Below are 19357 nucleotides of genomic sequence, written 5' to 3'. Positions count from 1 at the left end.
TCAACTCTCTACAGTCTTAGGTCAATAAAATGAGAATATTATTAGTCGAAGACGATGAAATGATTGGTATAGCTATACAAGATGCTTTATTGAAGGCAAGCTATGCTGTAGATTGGGTTCAAGATGGTGAAAAAGCCTTAAGTGCCTTGTCATTTATCGATTACGATCTTATGCTCTTAGATATAGGGTTACCTCTAAAGAATGGTATTGAAGTTCTGAGAACGCTACGTTCACAAGAAAAATATTTACCCGTACTAATCATTACAGCCAAAGACCAATTACACGACCGAATTATAGGTTTAGATGCTGGAGCAGATGATTATTTGATTAAGCCTTTTTATGTACCTGAGCTCATGGCTCGATTGCGAGCACTAATTCGGCGTAACAATGGTAAAGCAGCCCCAATATTATCAAACGGCATTATTACATTAGATAGTAGCACCCGTGAAGTCACTATTAATAACCAGCCTAACATCCAATTTATGTTGTCGAATAAAGAATACGCTCTACTTGAACAGCTTTTAATTAAACCAGGTGCTATTTTGTCTAGAGGTGAATTGGAAACTCGGATATATGGTTGGGGCTATGAAGTAGAAAGTAATGCTATCGAATTTTTAATTCATGGTTTACGAAAAAAACTAGGCAAAGAGATCATTCAAAACCTGCGTGGTTTAGGATGGCGAGTGGCTAAACCTATATGATAAAAACTAGTCCATCTATTCAATTAACATTATTTCGCCAACTAACTATTGCAGCTACTCTTATTGCATGCTTGTCAGGTGTTGTTTCATTTATCTTTGGTTATGTATCAGCCATGCATCAACAAGATGACATGTTAATGCAAATGGCTCATCTAAAGCTTAACACACAAATAGTACAACCAAAAATTGCAGCACAGACGTTAAGTGATGATGATGCAACAGTTTTTCTAAATATCATTGATGTATTACCAAAAACTACGATGCCAACAACTGGATTACAAACTATTGAGCTCAATCACACGTCTTATCGTGCTTACATTAAGCCTATTAACACCAACCAATATTTAAGAGTATTGCAAGAAATAGAATACCGTAACAATACAGCCATATATCAATCTTTGGTTTCTTTATTACCTTTTTTATTGCTTATTCCCTGTTTGTTAATGTTAATTAAAATAGTTATCAAGCAAACAATTGAACCCATTGAGCAAACTGCTCTGTTATTAGACAACCAAATTAGCACAGAGTTGGATGGCATTAATGTTACCCGCTTGCCTAGGGAAATTCAGCCCTTTGTTCATTCAATCAACAATTTGTTAGGGCGTGTGCGTACCCTAATCCAAAAAGAACAACAATTTCTAGCCAATGCCGCACATGAGCTTAGAACTCCTCTAACTGCACTTGGGTTACAAGCAGAGCAATTTAATCCTGAGGAACTGAGTAACCAAGCCAAACAAACTTTAAATACATTAAAAAAAGGCATTGATCGATCTCAGAATATGGCTAAACAGCTATTGACCTTCGCGCAGGTACAAGCTCAGACCACTCATCCACAAACCATTACGCCTGATGAAATATCACAAGTATTACGTAATGTGTTAGAAGACCTACTACCAATTGCTGAAAGCAAAAACGTTAAGATAGAACTAGATATACCCATTTTAAATTCGAACGTTGCAATCAATCCTTTTGATTTTAATGCCTTGGTTAAAAACTTATTGGAAAATGCCATTCGTTACACACCTAACCAAGGAGATGTATCGTTAAAGCTAATAAAACAAGAACAACGACTTTTACTACAAATTATAGATACAGGCATAGGTATACCAATCGAATTACGAGAACAAGTATTTACACCTTTTTTCCGTATCTCACAACAAGGGCAGGGTTCTGGACTGGGATTAGCAATTGTACAATCCATACTTAATCAAAATGGCAATACTATGAAGATTCAATTTAAGGATGAAGATAAAAAGACAGGAACTTTTATACAGATTACGTTAAAAATGGACTGTTCTAAGTTGTATTATTCGGCAACCAATAAGACTGTCCATTGAATACAACAGTGAAACCATCCTCGATCTCAGTAATCATTTCCGTTTTAATCTTTAGGGCATCAATGTAAGGAAGTTGGTGAAAATATCTAAGTCCATTTCTAACCCAACTTATAATAAGTTCACTGTCACTTAAATCAGTTTGGGTAAGTGCAACAAGTGCCATTTCTAGTTTTTTCTTTTGTTTAGTCTTTAAAAAATCAGATTTTTTCAATTTTAAATAATCAATGGAAGCACCGTAATTCTCATTTAAAAAGTTAATGAATCCAGTGAGTGCAGCAGCTTGACCTGAATACTCAGCCAAATATGCCTTGATATGTTCCAAATTAGGTAATTGTGTATTCTCTTGTCCGATTGACAGCATCAATGCCACAGCAGGCTTTACAGCCAACCTCGCTGAACGTATTGAAGTCTCACCTCGTTTGATTTTTTCTTCTAATTTATTCTTGTATTCCAGTACAACATCATAAGCCAAAGATGGTTGCAAAATACGTTGCACAAGCTTTTCCATCTGATCTCGTTCTGAACAACTTTTTTTGTTATCCATATCTATTCGAATGTCATGCACCTCTTCAAGCCATTGCATCACCAATTCAAATTTTCTAAGCCCACTACTTCGTAACTTTACTAATAACTGCTCTGGGGTAGGCACTGATTGGTTCCAATCTATTTCGGTTTTCATAAAGAAATGGGTATGTTTATTTATATATAATGCAGCTTTATGTGATCCAACTTTCTTTTCTAGCCAGCCTATATAGTTTTCATACTGCTGTTTTAAGTAACTAGACTCAAATACTTTCTGATTTTGATCAAATTTATTCCATAAATTTTGATGCCAATAACAATCATCGCATAAATCAGCACAACCTGCTGCAATCATACAATGACATGCTTTACAGAATTTCTGAGGCTTATCTCTACATTTTTTGCACATTCTTTGTCCTGATACATCAGACTCCAATAAGCGATGTTTTTGGCACGATGGGCATGTCTCATAATCTCGTGTCGCACATTTTGGACATACCCGTAGATCATCATTAAATCGTGAAATTCGGGTCATTTTTTGTGATGGCGTACCACACCGTTCACAAGGCTCAATGGGTCTAAAATACACGGAACAACTATTACACACCACACCATATTCGGTCAGCTTACCTATTGGTTTATTTGTCTGATTACATCGAATACAGGGTTGTTTCTTAATACATTCATTGCAAATGGCTTGTTCATCATCTCTAGGGAGTCGGGCAAAGTCACCACAACTTGGGCATAATCGTTTTTTAAAGATACGAGCATAACAAGTCGAACAATATTTCTTGCCTTTATATCGTTTTTTTATGAAAGAAACCGGCTGGTTGCATCCATGACAGTCATGTGCAATAACATTTTCAGTCAATATGCCTCGCTCCACTATTATTGCTTCTTCTTAATAAATTTAACCATTGACGTTGTACACTTGCTTTAGATTTTGGCTTAGTAACAGTTATTGCTGCACGAGAGACAGGATAATGTCTTGTAGGCTTAATCATTAAATCTTTCATCTGTTGGAGCTGAACAGGCAGCTTCTTACGCTTATCCCAAAAGTTTGCATGACTAATTCCGTATTCCTTTGAACGCTGTATTAGTAAATTACTTGGAATATCCATAATCTGATCCAATATTGAAAGCAAAACTATTCGCTCCTCAGTATTCAGATATTCAAATGCCAAAGGAGTAATTGGATTTGGAAGATGTAAGTTTACGTCAAAACTTTCAAATAATTGAATCACATTTTTATTGGGCGTATTGACCAATAATCTGATCTCACTGAGCCATGCACGAGCAATTTCAAACCATACTTGAGAAGTCACAGGGGTTTGATTATAAAAACCAAATTTTTGTTTTAAGACTTGCTCTGCTTTATTTTGGAAGTTTAAAGCATTTAAATTGATGTTTTTGTTTTCCTCACAACGCCTTAAATCAAAACCACATGTCGTACAGATCGCTAAACAACCATGTTCCATATCGGCTTTAAATGGTTGGATCGTCACACCACATTCAGGACAATGGTCAATTAAACTTAACTGATGCTCAACACAACTACAATGCCACCCCATACGCCACATTAAACGCAAATAAGGCGGATTTTCACGACTTTTCAAGCATTCAACACACACTTGCCGACCTGATGTATTTGAGCGGTTTCGTGTGCCCAAGGATAAAACCCAAGGGATATTTTGATTTGGATCATAATTTGGCTGTATCTGAGAAACGACGCTACTCAACATCGATTGCTGTATATTCTGTTTTGACTCCAAACTATGAGATAACAGAGCATCGAACCTGTCTGCATCTACTCCTTTGTCTAAATCAATCGTTAAAGCTCTCCATTTCCCCCATAAAGCCTCAATGAGAACCATAGGTGAGCAACCTACATCTAAGGCGGAACGAATCAACCACGATGAAAATATTTCCCCTTGCTGAATGGGAGTTCTGATATACCAACATTGTTCAGGTTGACTCATCTCTACCTCCCTATAATGATTTAGCAAAATTAACTCAGGCTGAGATTTATATTTCTAATATTTCTTAAACCCTCCGTAGGTTTAAGCCATTTAAACTTATGTACGATGTCATAGGTAATTTCTTCATCACCTTGTAAAATGGCTTCTTTGGCACACTCCACCAGTAATCGATTTAAATCCCCCAAATTTCCACCTGACACTTCAAAAATCAACGTAGCAATCTCTTTGGATGCAAGATTAGACTGTTTTTTTAACGGCAATAGTCGAACATAGCTCACTAATAGTCTTAAAAAGTCTTGATTGAGTTCCCATTTGGGTAAATTCACCACATCAAAGCGACTGGCATATTGCGGATCAGTATGCAGTATGGTGATTGCTTCACGAGTACCGACACCTACGATATTCAGACTCAATTCATTACTGAGGTTCTTGAGCGTATTCATGACTTCGGGAAGCAATTTGGCTGAACCTGTCAGACAATTATGAATTTCATCGATAATCAACATTTTTGTTTCATACTTACGCATCAAGTGTACGGCTTGATTTCTTAATTTGGCTTCAGGATCACTTGCCCGAAATGGCACAAAGAAGTGATTTAAAATATTAATATAGAGTTCTTTAACATTGGCTTTTGCTGGAGCAAGTATCGGTAAAACAGGCTTGGTCACGGACAATAAATCCATGTCAGCATCACTTACGGTTTTTGTATAATACTGTCTAGCAAACTCATGAATGATGGTTGTTTTGCCCATATTAGAGTCGCCAACAATCAACAAGCATTCGGGTCTTAGTTTCCTAGGGCGATTCAAAATATCGGTCAATGTATTCATGATGGTAATGGCTTTCTTATAGCCAATCCATCGATCAGTAAATAATGTCTCAATCCGTTCACTATCGCTTAATTGCATGATTTCAAGTACATGCTCTGCAAGATGTTCATATTTTTCCATCACATCACCTCAAATCATCAAATGCAGTTAAAGGAGTACTCCACAAATCATCACTTGTCTGAATGCTTTCAGAAACTACAGCCTTTTTAGACTGATTCTGTTCGGAAAGCTGAGTGATGGCTTTTTCATTTTCCTTTTTTCTTTGGTTTGAGCGACGTTGCTTTCTAGTCAAGCTTCGAGCCTGATTAAGCTGTTCACGTAGATGTAAAATCGCCTTGTAAATCTCATCTTGATTCTGAACATTCTGACGCTCACTTTTGAGATAGTTCTGAACCTGCTTATATTCAAATAAGCTAATCGGTGGTATCTCTCGCTTTGCAGTGGGTACTTTAAAATAGGTATTAGAAAATGGCTCATAAAACCAAATCTGTGAAATATCCCTCGGATCACGCTTAAACAAGAATTTTCTTTTACGCTTTCGATTATTGTCCTCTGGATCAATAGAATTAACCCATTGTCTTAAACAGTCGGCAAAATAGAATAAGTTATCTTTTTGCACCCCTGTACGCTGAATAGTCGCTTCAAATTCAGGTAGAAAATCAATAAACAAGGTATCTTCGTCTGATACACGTTCTTTCAAACCTGTACCTGCTGTCGTCCTCGTTCCCCAAACACCTTCTTCCCATTTAACGATTGGGGATGTTCCTAAAGCGGAATGCTTCTTCTGGTGATAAACTTTAGTAATCCAATACACGATATAGTATTCAAGCTCTTTTAATGTCATACAGGCTTGTTTAGCGGAATTATAAGTTCCACGCTGCTGTACATTTGAAAAAGTTGTACCATCCAAGACATGCATTTCAAGATTGACTATACCAAGCATACGCTCGATGTGACCGCCAAACCTTGCCCCACCAATTGGTCGGTATTCCCAATGAATCCCATACTTTAGACAAGCTTTACTGATGTGATTGGTTCTAAAATCGGGGCCATTATCTGTATGTACCGAATCCATGATCCCTTCGACCTGCCATTCAGCATCAATATCTAGTTCGATCAACTTACGTTTTTTTGACAAAATACAAGATGCGATACACATCGCCACTGAAGTCGTACTTGGCGCTTCTAGTGATAGGTAATACCCTACTATCATCCGACTGAAAACATCTATTGCCAAGGTTAAATGAGGTTTTCCAATCGCTTCTCTGAACTCGTCATCCACGATTTCAATATCTAGAGGAGTATGATCAATCTGCACATATGCCAAAGGGTAATCAGCATTTGGAAATGAACCCGCAGCAGCCTTAAATTTATCTATTGCAGCTTTTGATCCAAGACGTGCTTTCGTGACTTGATAATCATTTAAAGCCTCGATTCTTCTACGAATAGAGTTTTCATGCGGTGCTTCAAGCTGAAGTCGTGAACACTCTGCTTTTACAATTTCAATCGTTTTGGAAATACTGGGTTTCTTCGCATTCAAATATTCATCATTGATAGCTTGTTTAATGATATTGCTCACTTGAGGTGACAACCTTGATTTTTCAGTTGTCCAACCTCTTTTTTTGGGAATCAACGCCATTAGAGAATTATTTTCACGATAATCTTTAAGCCATTTCCACAATGTTGAACGATTCACATCATATTCATTCGCCCTATTTTCGACCAGTTCAGTCGTTGAATACTCAATCAATGGCTTAATAATCTCATAACGTTGTAAAGCAATCTGCCAAGCTTCATTACTTATATCCTGATCACCCTTATTCAAACTCTCAGTTAGCGTATTTTCCCCATCAAAAACGGTCAAACTTTTAGCATTAACCTGTAAGCTACGAACGGAATCTAGACTAGATATGACAATGTCATTGGCATTTAAAACATTCACAATCTTATAAGGTTTTCCCTCATAACCAACAACCACATTGGGTTTAAGTGTGATACGACTACGATCAATACTGACAGCATTAGATTCAATCATTTAGATACTCCTCACAAACGCATCATCTTGGTTCACCCAAATCACTGTTTCAGCCGTTAAAGGGAAATACAAGTCACAAGCAATCATTCGCTTTGCCACTAATGCCCAAACTTGGTGAATCCCTTTTAAAACATTGGTTTTATCTTTAAAAAGATGAGCAGGTAACTGATTAATTGTTGATTGACCTAGTTTTTGCAGAGTATCGAGTAATAATTTTTGATCAACGGCATCTACATGAGAGCGTCTAAATTTTTTTAAGAAATTAATATTTTCCCAATACTGATCATATAATCTTGTTTCACTGATAATCTTAAATTTCCACCCTTTATCAGCAGCAAAACGATGAGCTGCTCTAAATTTTGGTTTTAACTTATCCCAGTCCTCAATAAGCTTTTTCTTAGGCTTAATTTCGATGAGCATTGGTACAGGAAAATCCTCAAAATCATCACAATTCGAGCTTGAAAACTGCACTAAAAAGTCAGGAGTGTAGGTTGATTGATTACCCAATTCAGTGATGTAGGGGATAACTACAGGTTGACCGATAACATCAATCACATTGTTATTAAATTCTTGCTTAAGTATGAAATCACGCTCAAGGGTCGATTCAAACCATATGGTTTTCTCACCTCTAAAGGCATAATTTCCCGAAATACTCCCATAAACAGTTTGAGCTTTTCTAACAGGTAAGTATTCGTCACTCAATTTTTTCATAAAATTTCACCATTCAGGCACTCGCGCCTATTAATGTAATTTTGCAAGTCACTCTTATCTATTTATGTAAATAATCTAATTTAATTGTGTGAAATTAGAGTGACAACCTATTGATTATCTATAATGCCACTCTATTCTATTGCTGTAAATGACAGCACCGTCCAGTATTGATTTTTCAGTTTTCGATCAAATTAATAGTCTTCCCATCTTTTCTCCAGATGATGAGGGAGAAAAAACGCCTACTGTAGTGGAAGAGTTCATCAAGTCTGTTTCTGCCTCAGATGGCATTATCATCTCAAGTCCTGAATATATTCGTTGTATTCCAGGCGGTCTTAAAAATGCAATTGATTGGATGGTTTCGCGCACCGAAATCATAGACAAGCCTATTGTTTTGGTTCACGCATCCAGCCGTGGTGACGATATGCTGGTTTCTTTAAGAAGAGTACTGTCGACTGTTAGTAGCAATTTTTTTGAAGATTTATTTTTACGCTTCTCTCTTCTTAGCAAATCTCCTGAACAAATTCTTGAGATGCTACAAACTGAACAATATAAGTCACAAATTACACCCTTTCTAGTTAGCTTTGTCTCAGAAATTCAAAAATATAAAGATCAATTAGAGTGAGCTTATCATCGTGTTTTACGAGTAGCACGGACTATTGCCGATTTGGCTCAAAGTAAGGTCATTCAAAGTTCTTATTTTATAGAAGATATTTCTTCCTCATCACTAATAAAAAAAGCGGGTCAATAAACCCGCTTTTTTCAGCATAAACTTAGAAAGTTTTAGTTAAACTAAATACTAAGCCAGCGTCATAAGGTTTTTTCTGAGCATCAGTCATACCAGAAGTACTGACATCTGTACCAACCACATCTAGCTCAGCCAAAATACCCAAAATATTACGGTTTACACCAACTTTATAATCGATATAGCCGTCATCTGTACCGGGTCCACCCGCCACTACAGCTAAAGCTTCTTTATTTTTGAATTTGTTATAGCCAACTGATGCAAGTCCAGTAAATCCTGTGTCTGCAATTGGCGCTGAATAACCAACATTAAAATACCAGAACTGCTTAGAATGAGCCCAGTAGTCATTTGAATAGTTGACACCTACACTCAGTGCATCCCCTTTAAATAAAGAATCAGCAAAAGTTAATTTACCGTAAACTTCATTAAAATCTAATCCATTTTTGCCATTATAGCCAATACCATTACGGTCAAAACTATGACCAGAACCAATGTAACCATAATGAATTACGCCGACATCATAGGTAGGTGCAAGCTTATCGGATAATTTTAAAGTATTGGTATAGCCTAAAGCGACATCAGTTTCTGTTGAGTTGCCAGTTACCCCAAAATCGACACTTGAACCCCAGAGGGATAAATAAGCACCTGATTTATGAGAAAAAGTAAAACCACCTTGAATGGCTGGGTTATTTGATGATTGAGTAACTCCGCGGAAACGGTAGTCTGTAGTTGCCGCTACACTCCCGGTCGCGGTGATGCCATAAAAAGATGGTGCAGGTTCAGCCATAGCCATGGTTGAGCCTGCTGCAAAGATACCAAGACCTAAGGTCTTAAGTGCAAATTTCATCATTTTGATCTCCCCCATAATGAATGCACGATTTATGTATATAAAACACATTGTGTTACTTAAGCTTTAGCAATTGCTGTGCCAAGTCCATATTCCCCATCCTTACAGCTCATTAATATTGAAATCAAAATATCTCTACAATAAAAATTTCATTTCATTTTTATAAAAATATATTAATAAAAAACAATATTATAAAGTAATACCTCTATCCAATTAGAAAAGAGCGACATGAGAAAACACCTTGTCGGAAATAAATTAGCGACATCAGCAGTATCTATTTACTCAATGTAAAATTTCTATTTAAACGTCAATAAGAAATATAAAAAGTACGTAAATTTCTTAAAGCTGGCTTTTAATGGTCTGTGAATGGGCATTTCTTTTAATTAAATTTTTTTATTTTTTCTGCTTTAAAACTTATGAACTATTTTGGGTCTTTTTTAATCAATACTATGAACCAAAAAATTAATGCACAAAATTTATGCAAAATATCGCACTAATTTCGATCAACTTAACTAAATTCGATTTGCTTATTATCGTGAACTTTTTTTATACAACACCCTTTAAAACAATGTTATATAGTAACATTTCAGAAAGCGTGTAAAAGAAATCGTCGAAAAAATCAATTCAAGAAGAGATTAAAAAGTAAACATATCCACCAAAAAAGATCAAAAAACAAACACAAGAATCAACTATTTTTTGAGCTTTGAATATAAAATAAATGGTAAAAATCCACTAAGAAATAAATTACTTTTTTTATTTTAAACAATAGATTAAGTGTAAAAGCTTAATATTAAATTTATTAAAAAACCAGTAACACATTAATCAATTTCTGCATAGCATATATAAAATAAAATCAACAAAAATATATCTTTTTTATAGATTACTTATACAATTGATTGAAATTTCAGGTCCTGAACAATAACAAGGCTTGGGATTTATCGTTTTTATGAGGTTCTTTAAATATGCTAAATGCACAAAAACTTACATTAGCAGTTCTCATTTCTGCGGCAATAATTTCCTCAGCTCAGGCAAGCGAGCAAAGTGAGGCAAAAGGATTTGTTGAAGATGCGAACGGTTCTATTCTCTTCCGTACAGGTTATCTCACTCGCGACAAAAAACAGGGCGCGAAAGATAGTAGCTCAGTTGCTCAATCGGCAATTGTAAATCTTGAATCTGGCTTTACTCCTGGTATTGTTGGTTTCGGTGTAGGCGTTGTTGGTGACGGTTCATTTAAAATCGGTGAAAACAATCATGCAGCCAACCAAATGATTCCTCAGCACAATGATGGTTCAGCTTATGACCATTGGGGTCGTGGTGGCGGTAGCGTTAAAGCTCGTTTCTCAAATACGACTGTACGCTATGGTACTCAAGTACTCGATTTACCAGTTTTAGCAAGTAACACTGGCCGTATGGTTCCTGAATATTTTACAGGTACTTTATTAACAAGCCATGAAATCAAGAATCTTGAAATCGTTGCGGGTAAATTCACAAAAGACCAAATGTCTAACCAAATCAATACCGATGCTGATGTAAACGGCAATGGTCTTGATCGTGCGATTGTTTGGGGTGCTAAATATAAGTTTAACGATAACTTAAATGCATCTTACTATGGTCTAGACAGCAAAAATGCGCTTGAACGTCATTATGCAAATGTGAACTTTAAACAGCCGTTAACGAAAGATAGCTCATTAACTTATGATTTCAGTGGTTATCACACTAAATTTGATAAAGATGCTATTACTTACTCAGCAACTGGAGCAGTAGCACCAAATTATGGTAATACTGGTGTAGCAGGCGAAGAAAAGACCAACAACATTTGGGCAGTTTCTACAACTTATAACACTGGTCCGCATAGTGTTATGGTTGCTTACCAACAAAACACTGGTAATGTTGGTTATGACTACGGTCAAAATGCTGACGGTTTCCAAAGTATTTATTTACCAAACTCTTACATGTCTGATTTCATCGGTAACCACGAGAAATCTGCGCAAATTCAGTACAACGTTGATTTCGGTAAATTAGGTGTATTACCTGGTTTGAACTGGACAACTGCATTTGTATACGGTTGGGACATCAAAGTTAGAAATGTGACTGATGATGCTAAAGAACGTGAATTCTTTAACCAAGTAAAATACACAGTTCAAAGTGGTTTCGCTAAAGATGCAAGTCTTCGTATTCGTAACTCTTACTACCGTGCAAGTGATGCATATCAATCTAATGCTTACATCGGTGATACGAACGAATGGCGTATCTTCCTTGATATTCCTGTGAAATTATTCTAATTCATAGATCTATCAAGCATAAAAAAAACCTACCTATGGCAACATAGGTAGGTTTTTTATTAAGCCCAGAATATCAATTGAGAAATTCTGAGCTTATCAATTAAAACTTATTTAGCAGCTTCAATTGCTTTTAATACTTCAGCTTTAGCAACATCAGCACCTTCCCAACCACTGATTTTTACCCATTTTCCTGGTTCTAAATCTTTATAGTGTTTAAAGAAATGCTCAACTTGGCTAATTAACAATTGAGGAAGATCTGTATATTCCTTAACGTCTTTGTAAAGTGGTGATAATTTTTCGTGTGGAACTGCGATTAATTTCGCATCGATACCACCATCATCTTCCATATTTAATTTGCCCACTGGGCGGCAACGAATCACAGAACCAGCAACAACAGGGTATGGAGTTACAACAAGTACATCTAATGGGTCACCATCTTCAGACAAAGTATTTGGTACATAACCATAGTTTGCTGGATAGAACATTGCTGTGCCCATGAAACGGTCTACAAACAATGCATCAGAATCTTTGTCAATTTCATATTTAATTGGCGCTGCATTTGCAGGAATTTCAATGATGACATAGATGTCATTTGGTGCATCTTTACCTGCTGGGATATTGCTGTAACTCATATCAATACTCTTTCGTTATGAAGTCAGATGTAAAATCCACTCGATTATAGCGTGGATATCATCAAAATGATGCCGATTATACAATGCGCGCACGCGAAAGTTGATATGAATGGTGACAGAATGACACTCAAGTCAACTTAATTGTCACGATCAACAAGAATATTGGGCACAATATAGATAAAAACCAGACAATCGAGCGCAAAGTTGCCCAGTTACTTAAATAACAGATCCCATAAATAACTCTTAAAATAATATATGCCCAACCTAATCTCAGAATAAAATATTCCGGAACGACCATATACTCAGCCATTAAAATAGCCGTTAAGAATAAAGGTAAGCTTTCAAAGCTATTTTGTTGTACGGCATTCGCACGAGCAGCTAGACCCGTTGTTTTGGCAAAAAAAGCTCTCGGGTTTTGATTATCCGAGGGCTGAAAACCACCCTTAAATTTTGCAATTACGGTAAATGCATATGGCAGCAAACATGCCACTAAAATAATATAGATAATGCCGCTGATGCCGTGCATAGTGCCATCCATCACTGAAAATACTGTTGATCATGCTATCATAACATTGCGTTTTTACCTGAATTTTTATGCAATCACTTGTCATCACTGATTAATAGGGCCATGTATGCAACAACCTGATCAAAAAGAATTGTTTGAAGTCCTGGAGAAACAAAAACAGAATCAACTTCAGATAGATCTTATATTAAAGATCGTGCTCCCTATTGTCGCTTTTTTACTAAGTGTAATTTGTGCAAATTTGAATTGGCAATCCACACTTGGCACCTTTGTTATTTTAACAATTACCTTTATTGCGGTCGGTATTAAACGACTTACTTTGTGGCACTGGCTCAGTGTAATTACGATATATTGCTTAGCAGATAATTATTTAAGTTATGGTCAGCTTGATTTAACTCACCTACGCCTACAACTTGGCACAATGCTTGTTTTTGTTGGGATGGTCGGAATTGGTCGTCCTTATATAGACCGCTGGTTTATAAAAAGTCATAAAATCTAAAATAAAAAAAGCGCCCTAAGGCGCTTTTTTTATTAATTGATTAGGCTGGTTTACGTAAGTCTTTACGTAAAATTTTGCCTACATTTGATTTTGGTAATTCATCCATAAACTCAACATAACGAGGACGCTTATACCCTGTTAGGTTTTCTTTAGCGAAGCTCAAAACTTCTTCAGTCGTTAAGCTTGGATCTTTTTTCACAATAAAGAGTTTTGGCACTTCACCTGATTTTTCATCTGGAACACCAATCGCTGCAACTTCCAATACTTTTGGATGTTTAGAAATAACTTCTTCGATTTCACTTGGATAAACGTTAAAGCCAGAAACCAAAATCATATCTTTTTTACGATCTACAATTTTTGTATATCCACGGCTGTCCATAACGCCGATGTCGCCCGTACGGAAGAAACCATCTGCTGTCATGACTTTAGCAGTCTCATCAGGACGATTCCAGTAACCTTTCATTACTTGAGGACCACGAATTGAGATTTCACCTTGCTCACCTAAAGCAACTTCTTTACCGTCATCATCTAAAATAGCAACTTCAGTTAAAGGTAATGGAATACCAATTGTGCCGCTAAACTCAGTAGAAGCAGGTGGATTTGCAGTTGCTACTGGTGAAGTTTCTGATAAGCCATAACCTTCAATAATGGTTGTGCCGGTAATTTTCTTCCACGCTTCTGCTGTAGAAGGTAAAACGGCCATACCACCGCCCATCGCCATTTTTAACTTGCTATGGTCAAGTTGACGGAATTCTTCATTGTTCACTAAAGCATTAAACAATGTGTTTACCGCTGGGAAGAATGATGGTTGATATTTACGTAATTCGTTAATAACAGCCGGTAAATCACGAGGGTTCGGAATCAAGATATTTGCTTGACCTTTATACATACCGTACATCGCGCAAACCATGAACGCAAAAATATGATAAAGCGGTAATGCACAAACAATACGGTCGCCTTTAGCACCATCATTTGCTCCAAATTTACTTTGGAAAATACCATCACACTGAAGTAAGTTTGCTACAAGATTGCGATGAGTAAGCTCTGCACCTTTTGAAACGCCTGTTGTACCGCCAGTGTATTGAAGTACAGCAGTGTCACTTAAAGTTAAAGTTGGGCGCTTATAATTACTCGCATTTTCTTTATTTAATGCTGAGTTAAATTTAACGTGTCCTGGAATATTCCAAGCTGGAATTTGTTTACGTACTTTACGTAATACAAAATTCACCAGAGTACCTTTGAGTGTACCGAGCATATCTCCGACTGATGCAACTACAACATGCTTCACTGGTGTTTTACCTAAAATGCTTTGGTAAACACTGGCAAAGTTTTCGATAATCACAAGTACTTCTGCACCTGAGTCATTCAACTGATGCTCAAGCTCACGCGCAGTATAAAGTGGGTTAACATTCACTAATACTAAGCCTGCACGTAATACAGCTAATGCAACTACAGGATACTGCAACACATTCGGCATCATTACTGCCACACGAGTTCCTTTTGCTAACCCCAAATTTTGCAAATAGGTCGCGAACTTACGGCTTGCAAGTTCTAACTCATTAAATGACATCGCTTTATCCATAAAGATAAAGGCATCACGAGAACCAAATTTTTGGAAATTACTCTCAAAAATATCAACAAGTGAGGTATTTTCCGCAGGCAATGCTACTGTTTCTGGAATCCCTGTCTTTTGGTATTCTGCAAACCAAATTTTTTCCATAATGCCATTATCTCCGATTCGTAATCCTTAGTAATAACTGTTATTCAATGCCCCAGCTATTCTTTAGCTTCTTGGTGCCAGAACATATTTAAAACTTATTGGCACATTCATGACACTTTCGAACAAGATTATGAGACAGAAGTTTTGACAATTTAACCCTGCCAAATTTTTTGCATGGAGTACAAATTACGTACTCCAAATTGCTGTCCTTTTAATCGTTATTCAATACCAACAAGTTCAGTTCATTGCTTGAACATGTTGCCATATATAGCGTATTTATGTTGCCAGACGCTAGCTTTATCTCTGAATCAACAGTTTATTTGCTTTTTGATATCCACGTGGTAAGAGCTGACCTTTTGAAGCTCGTTTACCCATATATTTTTGTAGATCATCACCTTTTAATTTTAGATGTTGCTGACCTGCAACCACCTGAATTATTTCATCTAAGTTCAGGGTTGTCATGGATAAAATTTGCTCTTTCGCTTCAAGTTGTATCAACTTATTACCTTTACCCTTATTTAAATTTGGGAGTTCTGCCAAATCAATAATCAAGAGTCGGCCTGCTGAACTGAGCACAGCCAAATGTGTCATATTCTGAGCAGATATCAATGGTAAAGCTTTTGATTTTTCAGGAACAGATAAGAATGTCTTACCTGCTTTTGCATTGGTATCTAACTGTTTAGCTTGAGTTTTAAACCCATAACCAGAGGTACTCGCAGCTATAAGTTCAGACGCTTCATCTTCTAGATAAACCTGAATAAACGACACGCCACTTGCAGGAGCAAGTTTAGAACTTAATGGTTCACCCAAACCTCTTGCTGATGGCAAACTGCTAATAGGCAAGGCATAACTACGCCCTGTCTCATCAAGGAAATAAATCCGTTGATTGGTTTTACCCACAGCGTGACTTAAATATTGGTCGCCCGCACGATAGTTTAAGTTCTCTGCATCAACATCCGCACCTTTTGCAGCACGAATCCACCCCGCTTCAGATAAAACCACCGTTACTGGTTCAGCTGGCATTAAATCCTGCTCTTTAATCTGAACAGCTTCAGCACGCACTACAATTGGAGAACGGCGTTCGTCACCGAACTTTTTCGCGTCTTCTTTTAATTCACCAATAATCAGATTTTTTAAAGATTCTGGATTTTCTAATTGCTCACGAATAATGGCAGCTTTTGCAGCAAGCTCATCTTGTTCTTGACGGATTTCCATCTCTTCAAGTTTTGCTAAATGACGTAACTTGAGTTCTAAAATTGCTTCTGCCTGTATCTCATCAATTTTGAAATGTTCCATCAATACAGGTTTAGGCTGATCTTCTTCACGAATAATACGAATGACGGTATCAATATCAAGATAAGCAATTAAAAGACCTGCCAAAATATGCAGGCGTTTTTCAATTCGGTTTAAATGATATTCTAAACGGCGAGTTACCGTTTTTTTACGGATTTCAATCCATTCAAGCAAGATACGACGAATCGATTTAACTTGAGGACGACCATCCTCACCAATCATGTTTAAATTAACACGGTAGCTCGACTCTAAATCAGTGGTTGCAAATAAGTGGCTCATTACCGCTTCTGCATCGATGCGGTTAGAGCGAAGTACAATCACTAATCGTGTTGGGTTTGCATGATCCGACTCGTCACGAATATCAACGACTAATGGTAGCTTTTTGGCCTGCATTTGGTCGGCAATTTGAGTAATCACCTTAGAACCCGATACTTGATAAGGCAATTCAGTAATCACGATTTCATTTTTTTCGATGGTATAAACCGCTCGCATGCGGTAACTGCCACGACCAGTAGTCTGGATTTTGAGTAATTCTTCTGGCGGAGTAATAATTTCAGCTTTTGTTGGTAAATCTGGCGCTGGAATATATTCAGCCAATTTTTCATCTGAAGTTTGCGGGTTACGAATTAAGGCAATCGTTCCTTTAATCACTTCACGTAAATTATGCGGCGGAATGTCTGTCGCCATACCAACCGCAATACCCGTTGTGCCATTGAGTAGAATATTAGGAATACGCGCTGGCAACGTAATAGGTTCTTTTAATGAACCATCAAAGTTATCTTGCCAGTCAGTTGTGCCCTGACCTAACTCATTTAACAACAACTCACTGTAGGCAGAAAGTTTTGCTTCGGTATAACGCATCGCAGCAAATGACTTAGGATCATCTGGCGCCCCCCAGTTACCTTGTCCTTCAATTAAAGGATAACGATAACTAAACGGCTGTGCCATCAATACCATCGCTTCATAACATGCCGAGTCACCATGAGGATGGTATTTACCAAGTACATCACCGACTGTACGCGCTGATTTTTTTGGCTTACCACTATTTTTCAAGCCTAATTCGCTCATGGCAAAGACAATACGGCGCTGTACAGGCTTTAAACCATCACTGATATGCGGCAATGCACGGTCCATGATGACGTACATGGCATAATTCAGGTAAGCCTGTTCAGTAAATTCGGCTACAGAGCGGTTTTCTGTCGCTTGATGCGCAAGGCTGGTCATAGTCAGCTTATCTTCCAAATCAGTCGTTATTTTAAATGAGTCTTATGCTAAGTGGGCTATGTTACAGACACAAGAGGGAGTCTGTCACCTGAGCGTCAAATTATGTCTCATCTCTCTATATTTTTAGTTACTTGCTATAAAGTTAGGCAAAACTAGAGGCCTATTGACTCTAGTCTTTTTCCTTGGGTTTCTTCACCTAATATTAAAATTACAGCAGCAACCAAAAGCAAAACAACTGTAAACATCATGAAAACATGACTAAACCCGTGCTTTGCAACCATCATATGGGTAACAACGATTGGCGCCAAAATTCCACCTAACCGTCCCATTGCCGATGCCCAGCCCGAGCCAAAAGCCCGAATATTGGCTGGATATTGTTCTGGCGTATAGGTGTATAAAACTCCCCATGCCCCTAAATTGAAGAACGACATGAGGCAGCCCCAAAACATAATGCTGTTTACGCTGTCGGCTTGTCCAAAGAAATATGCAGACAGTGCACAAAACCCGATAAATGAAGCGAGTGTAATTTTTCTACCCAATCGTTCTACAAACCATGCCGCTGCTAAGTAACCTGGTAGCTGTGCCAAAATCATCAGCAAAACATATTCAAAAGACTTAACGATGTCATAGCCCTGTTTCACCAATAAACTTGGCAACCACGTGAAAATACCGTAGTAGGAATATACAATCCCAAACCAGATGAGCCACAGCATTAAACTACGGCGTGCAAAAGGCCCACTCCAAAGTTGTTTAAAAGAGACTTTTTGTTGTATGGCTACAGGTACCACTTCAATGTGATGAACGATTTGGACACCTGCCTGAGCTTCTAGTTTTTGAACTAATGCATGCGCTTCTTCGATATGACCACGGTTAATCAAGTACGGTATCGACTCGGGGAGTTTTTTCCAAATGACCAAAATATAAATCAGTGGTAGGCCACCCATCAGGAATGCAATATGCCAACCAAATTTAGGAATAATAAAATAAGAAATTAACGCAGCAACTAACCAGCCTAAACCCCAAAAACTTTCAAGTAATACAATAAAACGACCACGTACATGTGAGGGTATATATTCACTCACCAATGTCACTGCAACAGGTAATTGCCCGCCAAGTCCAAGGCCAACAATAAAACGAAAAATCAATAACCATTTTAAATCTGGAGCAAAAGCACATAAGGCAGTCGCGATACTATAAATTGCCATGGTCGTGGCAAATATTGTCTTTCGACCAAACCGATCTGCTAAAGCCCCCGAGCAAACTGCTCCAATAGCCATTCCTACAAAGCCAATACTCACAATCCAACCGCTTTCGGCTGGTGTTAATGCCCAGTCTTTAACAAGCGTTGTCATGATAAAAGCAATGATGCCGGTGTCCATCGCATCAAACATCCAACCTAACCCAACCACCCACAATAATGTGTAGTGGAATTTGCCAATCGGAAGATTTTGTATACGTGAAACCAGATCCATAAGAAAAC

General features: G+C 37.5%; 15 protein-coding genes and 2 pseudogenes. 6 read left to right on the top strand and 11 right to left on the bottom strand.

What is annotated here, in order from left to right:
• The first annotated feature begins 29 nt into the window (after positions 1-29).
• Positions 30-701 (top strand): response regulator, encoded by a 672-nt coding sequence (locus WA249_RS15510; protein ID WP_114193600.1) that lies wholly within the window; start codon positions 30-32, stop codon positions 699-701.
• Positions 698-2038: a sensor histidine kinase gene (locus WA249_RS15505; protein ID WP_114193598.1), complete on the top strand. Its 1341-nt coding sequence runs from the start codon at positions 698-700 to the stop codon at positions 2036-2038. Before WA249_RS15510 ends, WA249_RS15505 begins: the two co-directional genes overlap by 4 nt.
• On the opposite strand, the gene WA249_RS15500 is transcribed toward WA249_RS15505, so the two are convergent.
• The 5 genes from WA249_RS15500 to WA249_RS15480 are packed head-to-tail and all read right to left on the bottom strand — an operon-like array spanning position 1998 to position 8115.
• Positions 1998-3431, bottom strand: coding sequence for a transposase (locus tag WA249_RS15500; RefSeq protein WP_336169984.1), 1434 nt, complete (start codon positions 3429-3431; stop codon positions 1998-2000). The genes WA249_RS15505 and WA249_RS15500 overlap by 41 nt on opposite strands.
• Positions 3424-4539 carry a TniQ family protein gene (locus tag WA249_RS15495; RefSeq protein WP_336169983.1) on the bottom strand — a complete coding sequence of 372 codons (1116 nt, stop codon included), beginning with the start codon at positions 4537-4539 and terminating at the stop codon, positions 3424-3426. The genes WA249_RS15500 and WA249_RS15495 overlap by 8 nt, the downstream gene beginning before the upstream one ends.
• A 29-nt stretch (positions 4540-4568) precedes the next feature.
• Positions 4569-5489 (bottom strand): TniB family NTP-binding protein, encoded by a 921-nt coding sequence (locus WA249_RS15490; protein WP_000417085.1) that lies wholly within the window; start codon positions 5487-5489, stop codon positions 4569-4571.
• A 4-nt stretch (positions 5490-5493) separates the two neighbouring features.
• Entirely contained in the window at positions 5494-7404 is a 1911-nt protein-coding gene (locus WA249_RS15485) for a Mu transposase C-terminal domain-containing protein (RefSeq protein ID WP_114193593.1), read from the bottom strand.
• Complete coding sequence (locus WA249_RS15480) at positions 7405-8115, bottom strand: TnsA endonuclease N-terminal domain-containing protein (protein ID WP_114193591.1); 711 nt, start codon at positions 8113-8115, stop codon at positions 7405-7407.
• A gap of 154 nt (positions 8116-8269) precedes the next feature.
• Here WA249_RS15480 and WA249_RS15475 point away from each other — a divergent pair.
• Positions 8270-8737, top strand: a pseudogene (locus WA249_RS15475) (NADPH-dependent FMN reductase); the annotation flags it as partial.
• A pseudogene (locus tag WA249_RS15470) lies at positions 8738-8863 on the top strand (hypothetical protein); the annotation flags it as partial. It abuts the pseudogene before it with no gap.
• A gap of 22 nt (positions 8864-8885) precedes the next feature.
• Here WA249_RS15470 and WA249_RS15465 read toward each other — a convergent pair.
• Complete coding sequence (locus WA249_RS15465; RefSeq protein ID WP_336169978.1) at positions 8886-9707, bottom strand: TorF family putative porin; 822 nt, start codon at positions 9705-9707, stop codon at positions 8886-8888.
• Positions 9708-10666: 959 nt separating this feature from the next.
• Here WA249_RS15465 and WA249_RS15460 point away from each other — a divergent pair.
• Entirely contained in the window at positions 10667-11986 is a 1320-nt protein-coding gene (locus WA249_RS15460) for an OprD family outer membrane porin (protein WP_336169976.1), read from the top strand.
• A gap of 107 nt (positions 11987-12093) precedes the next feature.
• Here WA249_RS15460 and ppa read toward each other — a convergent pair whose 3' ends face one another.
• Positions 12094-12618, bottom strand: a complete 525-nt coding sequence (gene ppa / locus WA249_RS15455; RefSeq protein WP_336169974.1) for an inorganic diphosphatase — start codon at positions 12616-12618, stop codon at positions 12094-12096.
• A gap of 127 nt (positions 12619-12745) precedes the next feature.
• Positions 12746-13144, bottom strand: a complete 399-nt coding sequence (locus WA249_RS15450) for an MAPEG family protein (RefSeq protein ID WP_336169972.1) — start codon at positions 13142-13144, stop codon at positions 12746-12748.
• Between the two features lie 106 nt (positions 13145-13250).
• Between WA249_RS15450 and WA249_RS15445 the strand changes: the two genes are divergently transcribed.
• Complete coding sequence (locus tag WA249_RS15445) at positions 13251-13640, top strand: hypothetical protein (RefSeq protein ID WP_336169970.1); 390 nt, start codon at positions 13251-13253, stop codon at positions 13638-13640.
• Positions 13641-13680: 40 nt separating this feature from the next.
• Here WA249_RS15445 and WA249_RS15440 read toward each other — a convergent pair whose 3' ends face one another.
• The 3 genes from WA249_RS15440 to niaP form a co-directional block, all read right to left on the bottom strand.
• Complete coding sequence (locus tag WA249_RS15440) at positions 13681-15360, bottom strand: long-chain-fatty-acid--CoA ligase (protein WP_336169968.1); 1680 nt, start codon at positions 15358-15360, stop codon at positions 13681-13683.
• Between the two features lie 297 nt (positions 15361-15657).
• Complete coding sequence (parC, locus tag WA249_RS15435) at positions 15658-17877, bottom strand: DNA topoisomerase IV subunit A (RefSeq protein ID WP_336169966.1); 2220 nt, start codon at positions 17875-17877, stop codon at positions 15658-15660.
• Between the two features lie 152 nt (positions 17878-18029).
• On the bottom strand, positions 18030-19349 hold the full coding sequence (gene niaP / locus WA249_RS15430) for a niacin transporter NiaP (protein WP_336169964.1): 1320 nt from the start codon (positions 19347-19349) through the stop codon (positions 18030-18032).
• Positions 19350-19357: the final 8 nt, after the last annotated feature.

Source organism: Acinetobacter sp. 161(2023), assembly GCF_037027805.1.
Classification (GTDB): domain Bacteria; phylum Pseudomonadota; class Gammaproteobacteria; order Pseudomonadales; family Moraxellaceae; genus Acinetobacter.
This window is presented reverse-complemented; position numbering and strand designations above follow the sequence as displayed.

Bases quoted from the DNA above. Each gene is read 5' to 3' on its own strand.
- WA249_RS15485 (WP_114193593.1), bottom strand. From the start codon at position 7,404: ATGATTGAATCTAATGCTGTCAGTATTGATCGTAGTCGTATCACACTT.
- niaP (WP_336169964.1), bottom strand. From the start codon at position 19,349: ATGGATCTGGTTTCACGTATACAAAATCTTCCGATTGGCAAATTCCAC.
- WA249_RS15460 (WP_336169976.1), top strand. From the start codon at position 10,667: ATGCTAAATGCACAAAAACTTACATTAGCAGTTCTCATTTCTGCGGCA.
- WA249_RS15510 (WP_114193600.1), top strand. From the start codon at position 30: ATGAGAATATTATTAGTCGAAGACGATGAAATGATTGGTATAGCTATA.
- ppa (WP_336169974.1), bottom strand. From the start codon at position 12,618: ATGAGTTACAGCAATATCCCAGCAGGTAAAGATGCACCAAATGACATC.
- WA249_RS15480 (WP_114193591.1), bottom strand. From the start codon at position 8,115: ATGAAAAAATTGAGTGACGAATACTTACCTGTTAGAAAAGCTCAAACT.
- WA249_RS15450 (WP_336169972.1), bottom strand. From the start codon at position 13,144: ATGCACGGCATCAGCGGCATTATCTATATTATTTTAGTGGCATGTTTG.
- WA249_RS15440 (WP_336169968.1), bottom strand. From the start codon at position 15,360: ATGGAAAAAATTTGGTTTGCAGAATACCAAAAGACAGGGATTCCAGAA.
- WA249_RS15505 (WP_114193598.1), top strand. From the start codon at position 698: ATGATAAAAACTAGTCCATCTATTCAATTAACATTATTTCGCCAACTA.
- WA249_RS15465 (WP_336169978.1), bottom strand. From the start codon at position 9,707: ATGATGAAATTTGCACTTAAGACCTTAGGTCTTGGTATCTTTGCAGCA.
- WA249_RS15495 (WP_336169983.1), bottom strand. From the start codon at position 4,539: ATGAGTCAACCTGAACAATGTTGGTATATCAGAACTCCCATTCAGCAA.
- WA249_RS15490 (WP_000417085.1), bottom strand. From the start codon at position 5,489: ATGGAAAAATATGAACATCTTGCAGAGCATGTACTTGAAATCATGCAA.
- parC (WP_336169966.1), bottom strand. From the start codon at position 17,877: ATGACCAGCCTTGCGCATCAAGCGACAGAAAACCGCTCTGTAGCCGAA.
- WA249_RS15445 (WP_336169970.1), top strand. From the start codon at position 13,251: ATGCAACAACCTGATCAAAAAGAATTGTTTGAAGTCCTGGAGAAACAA.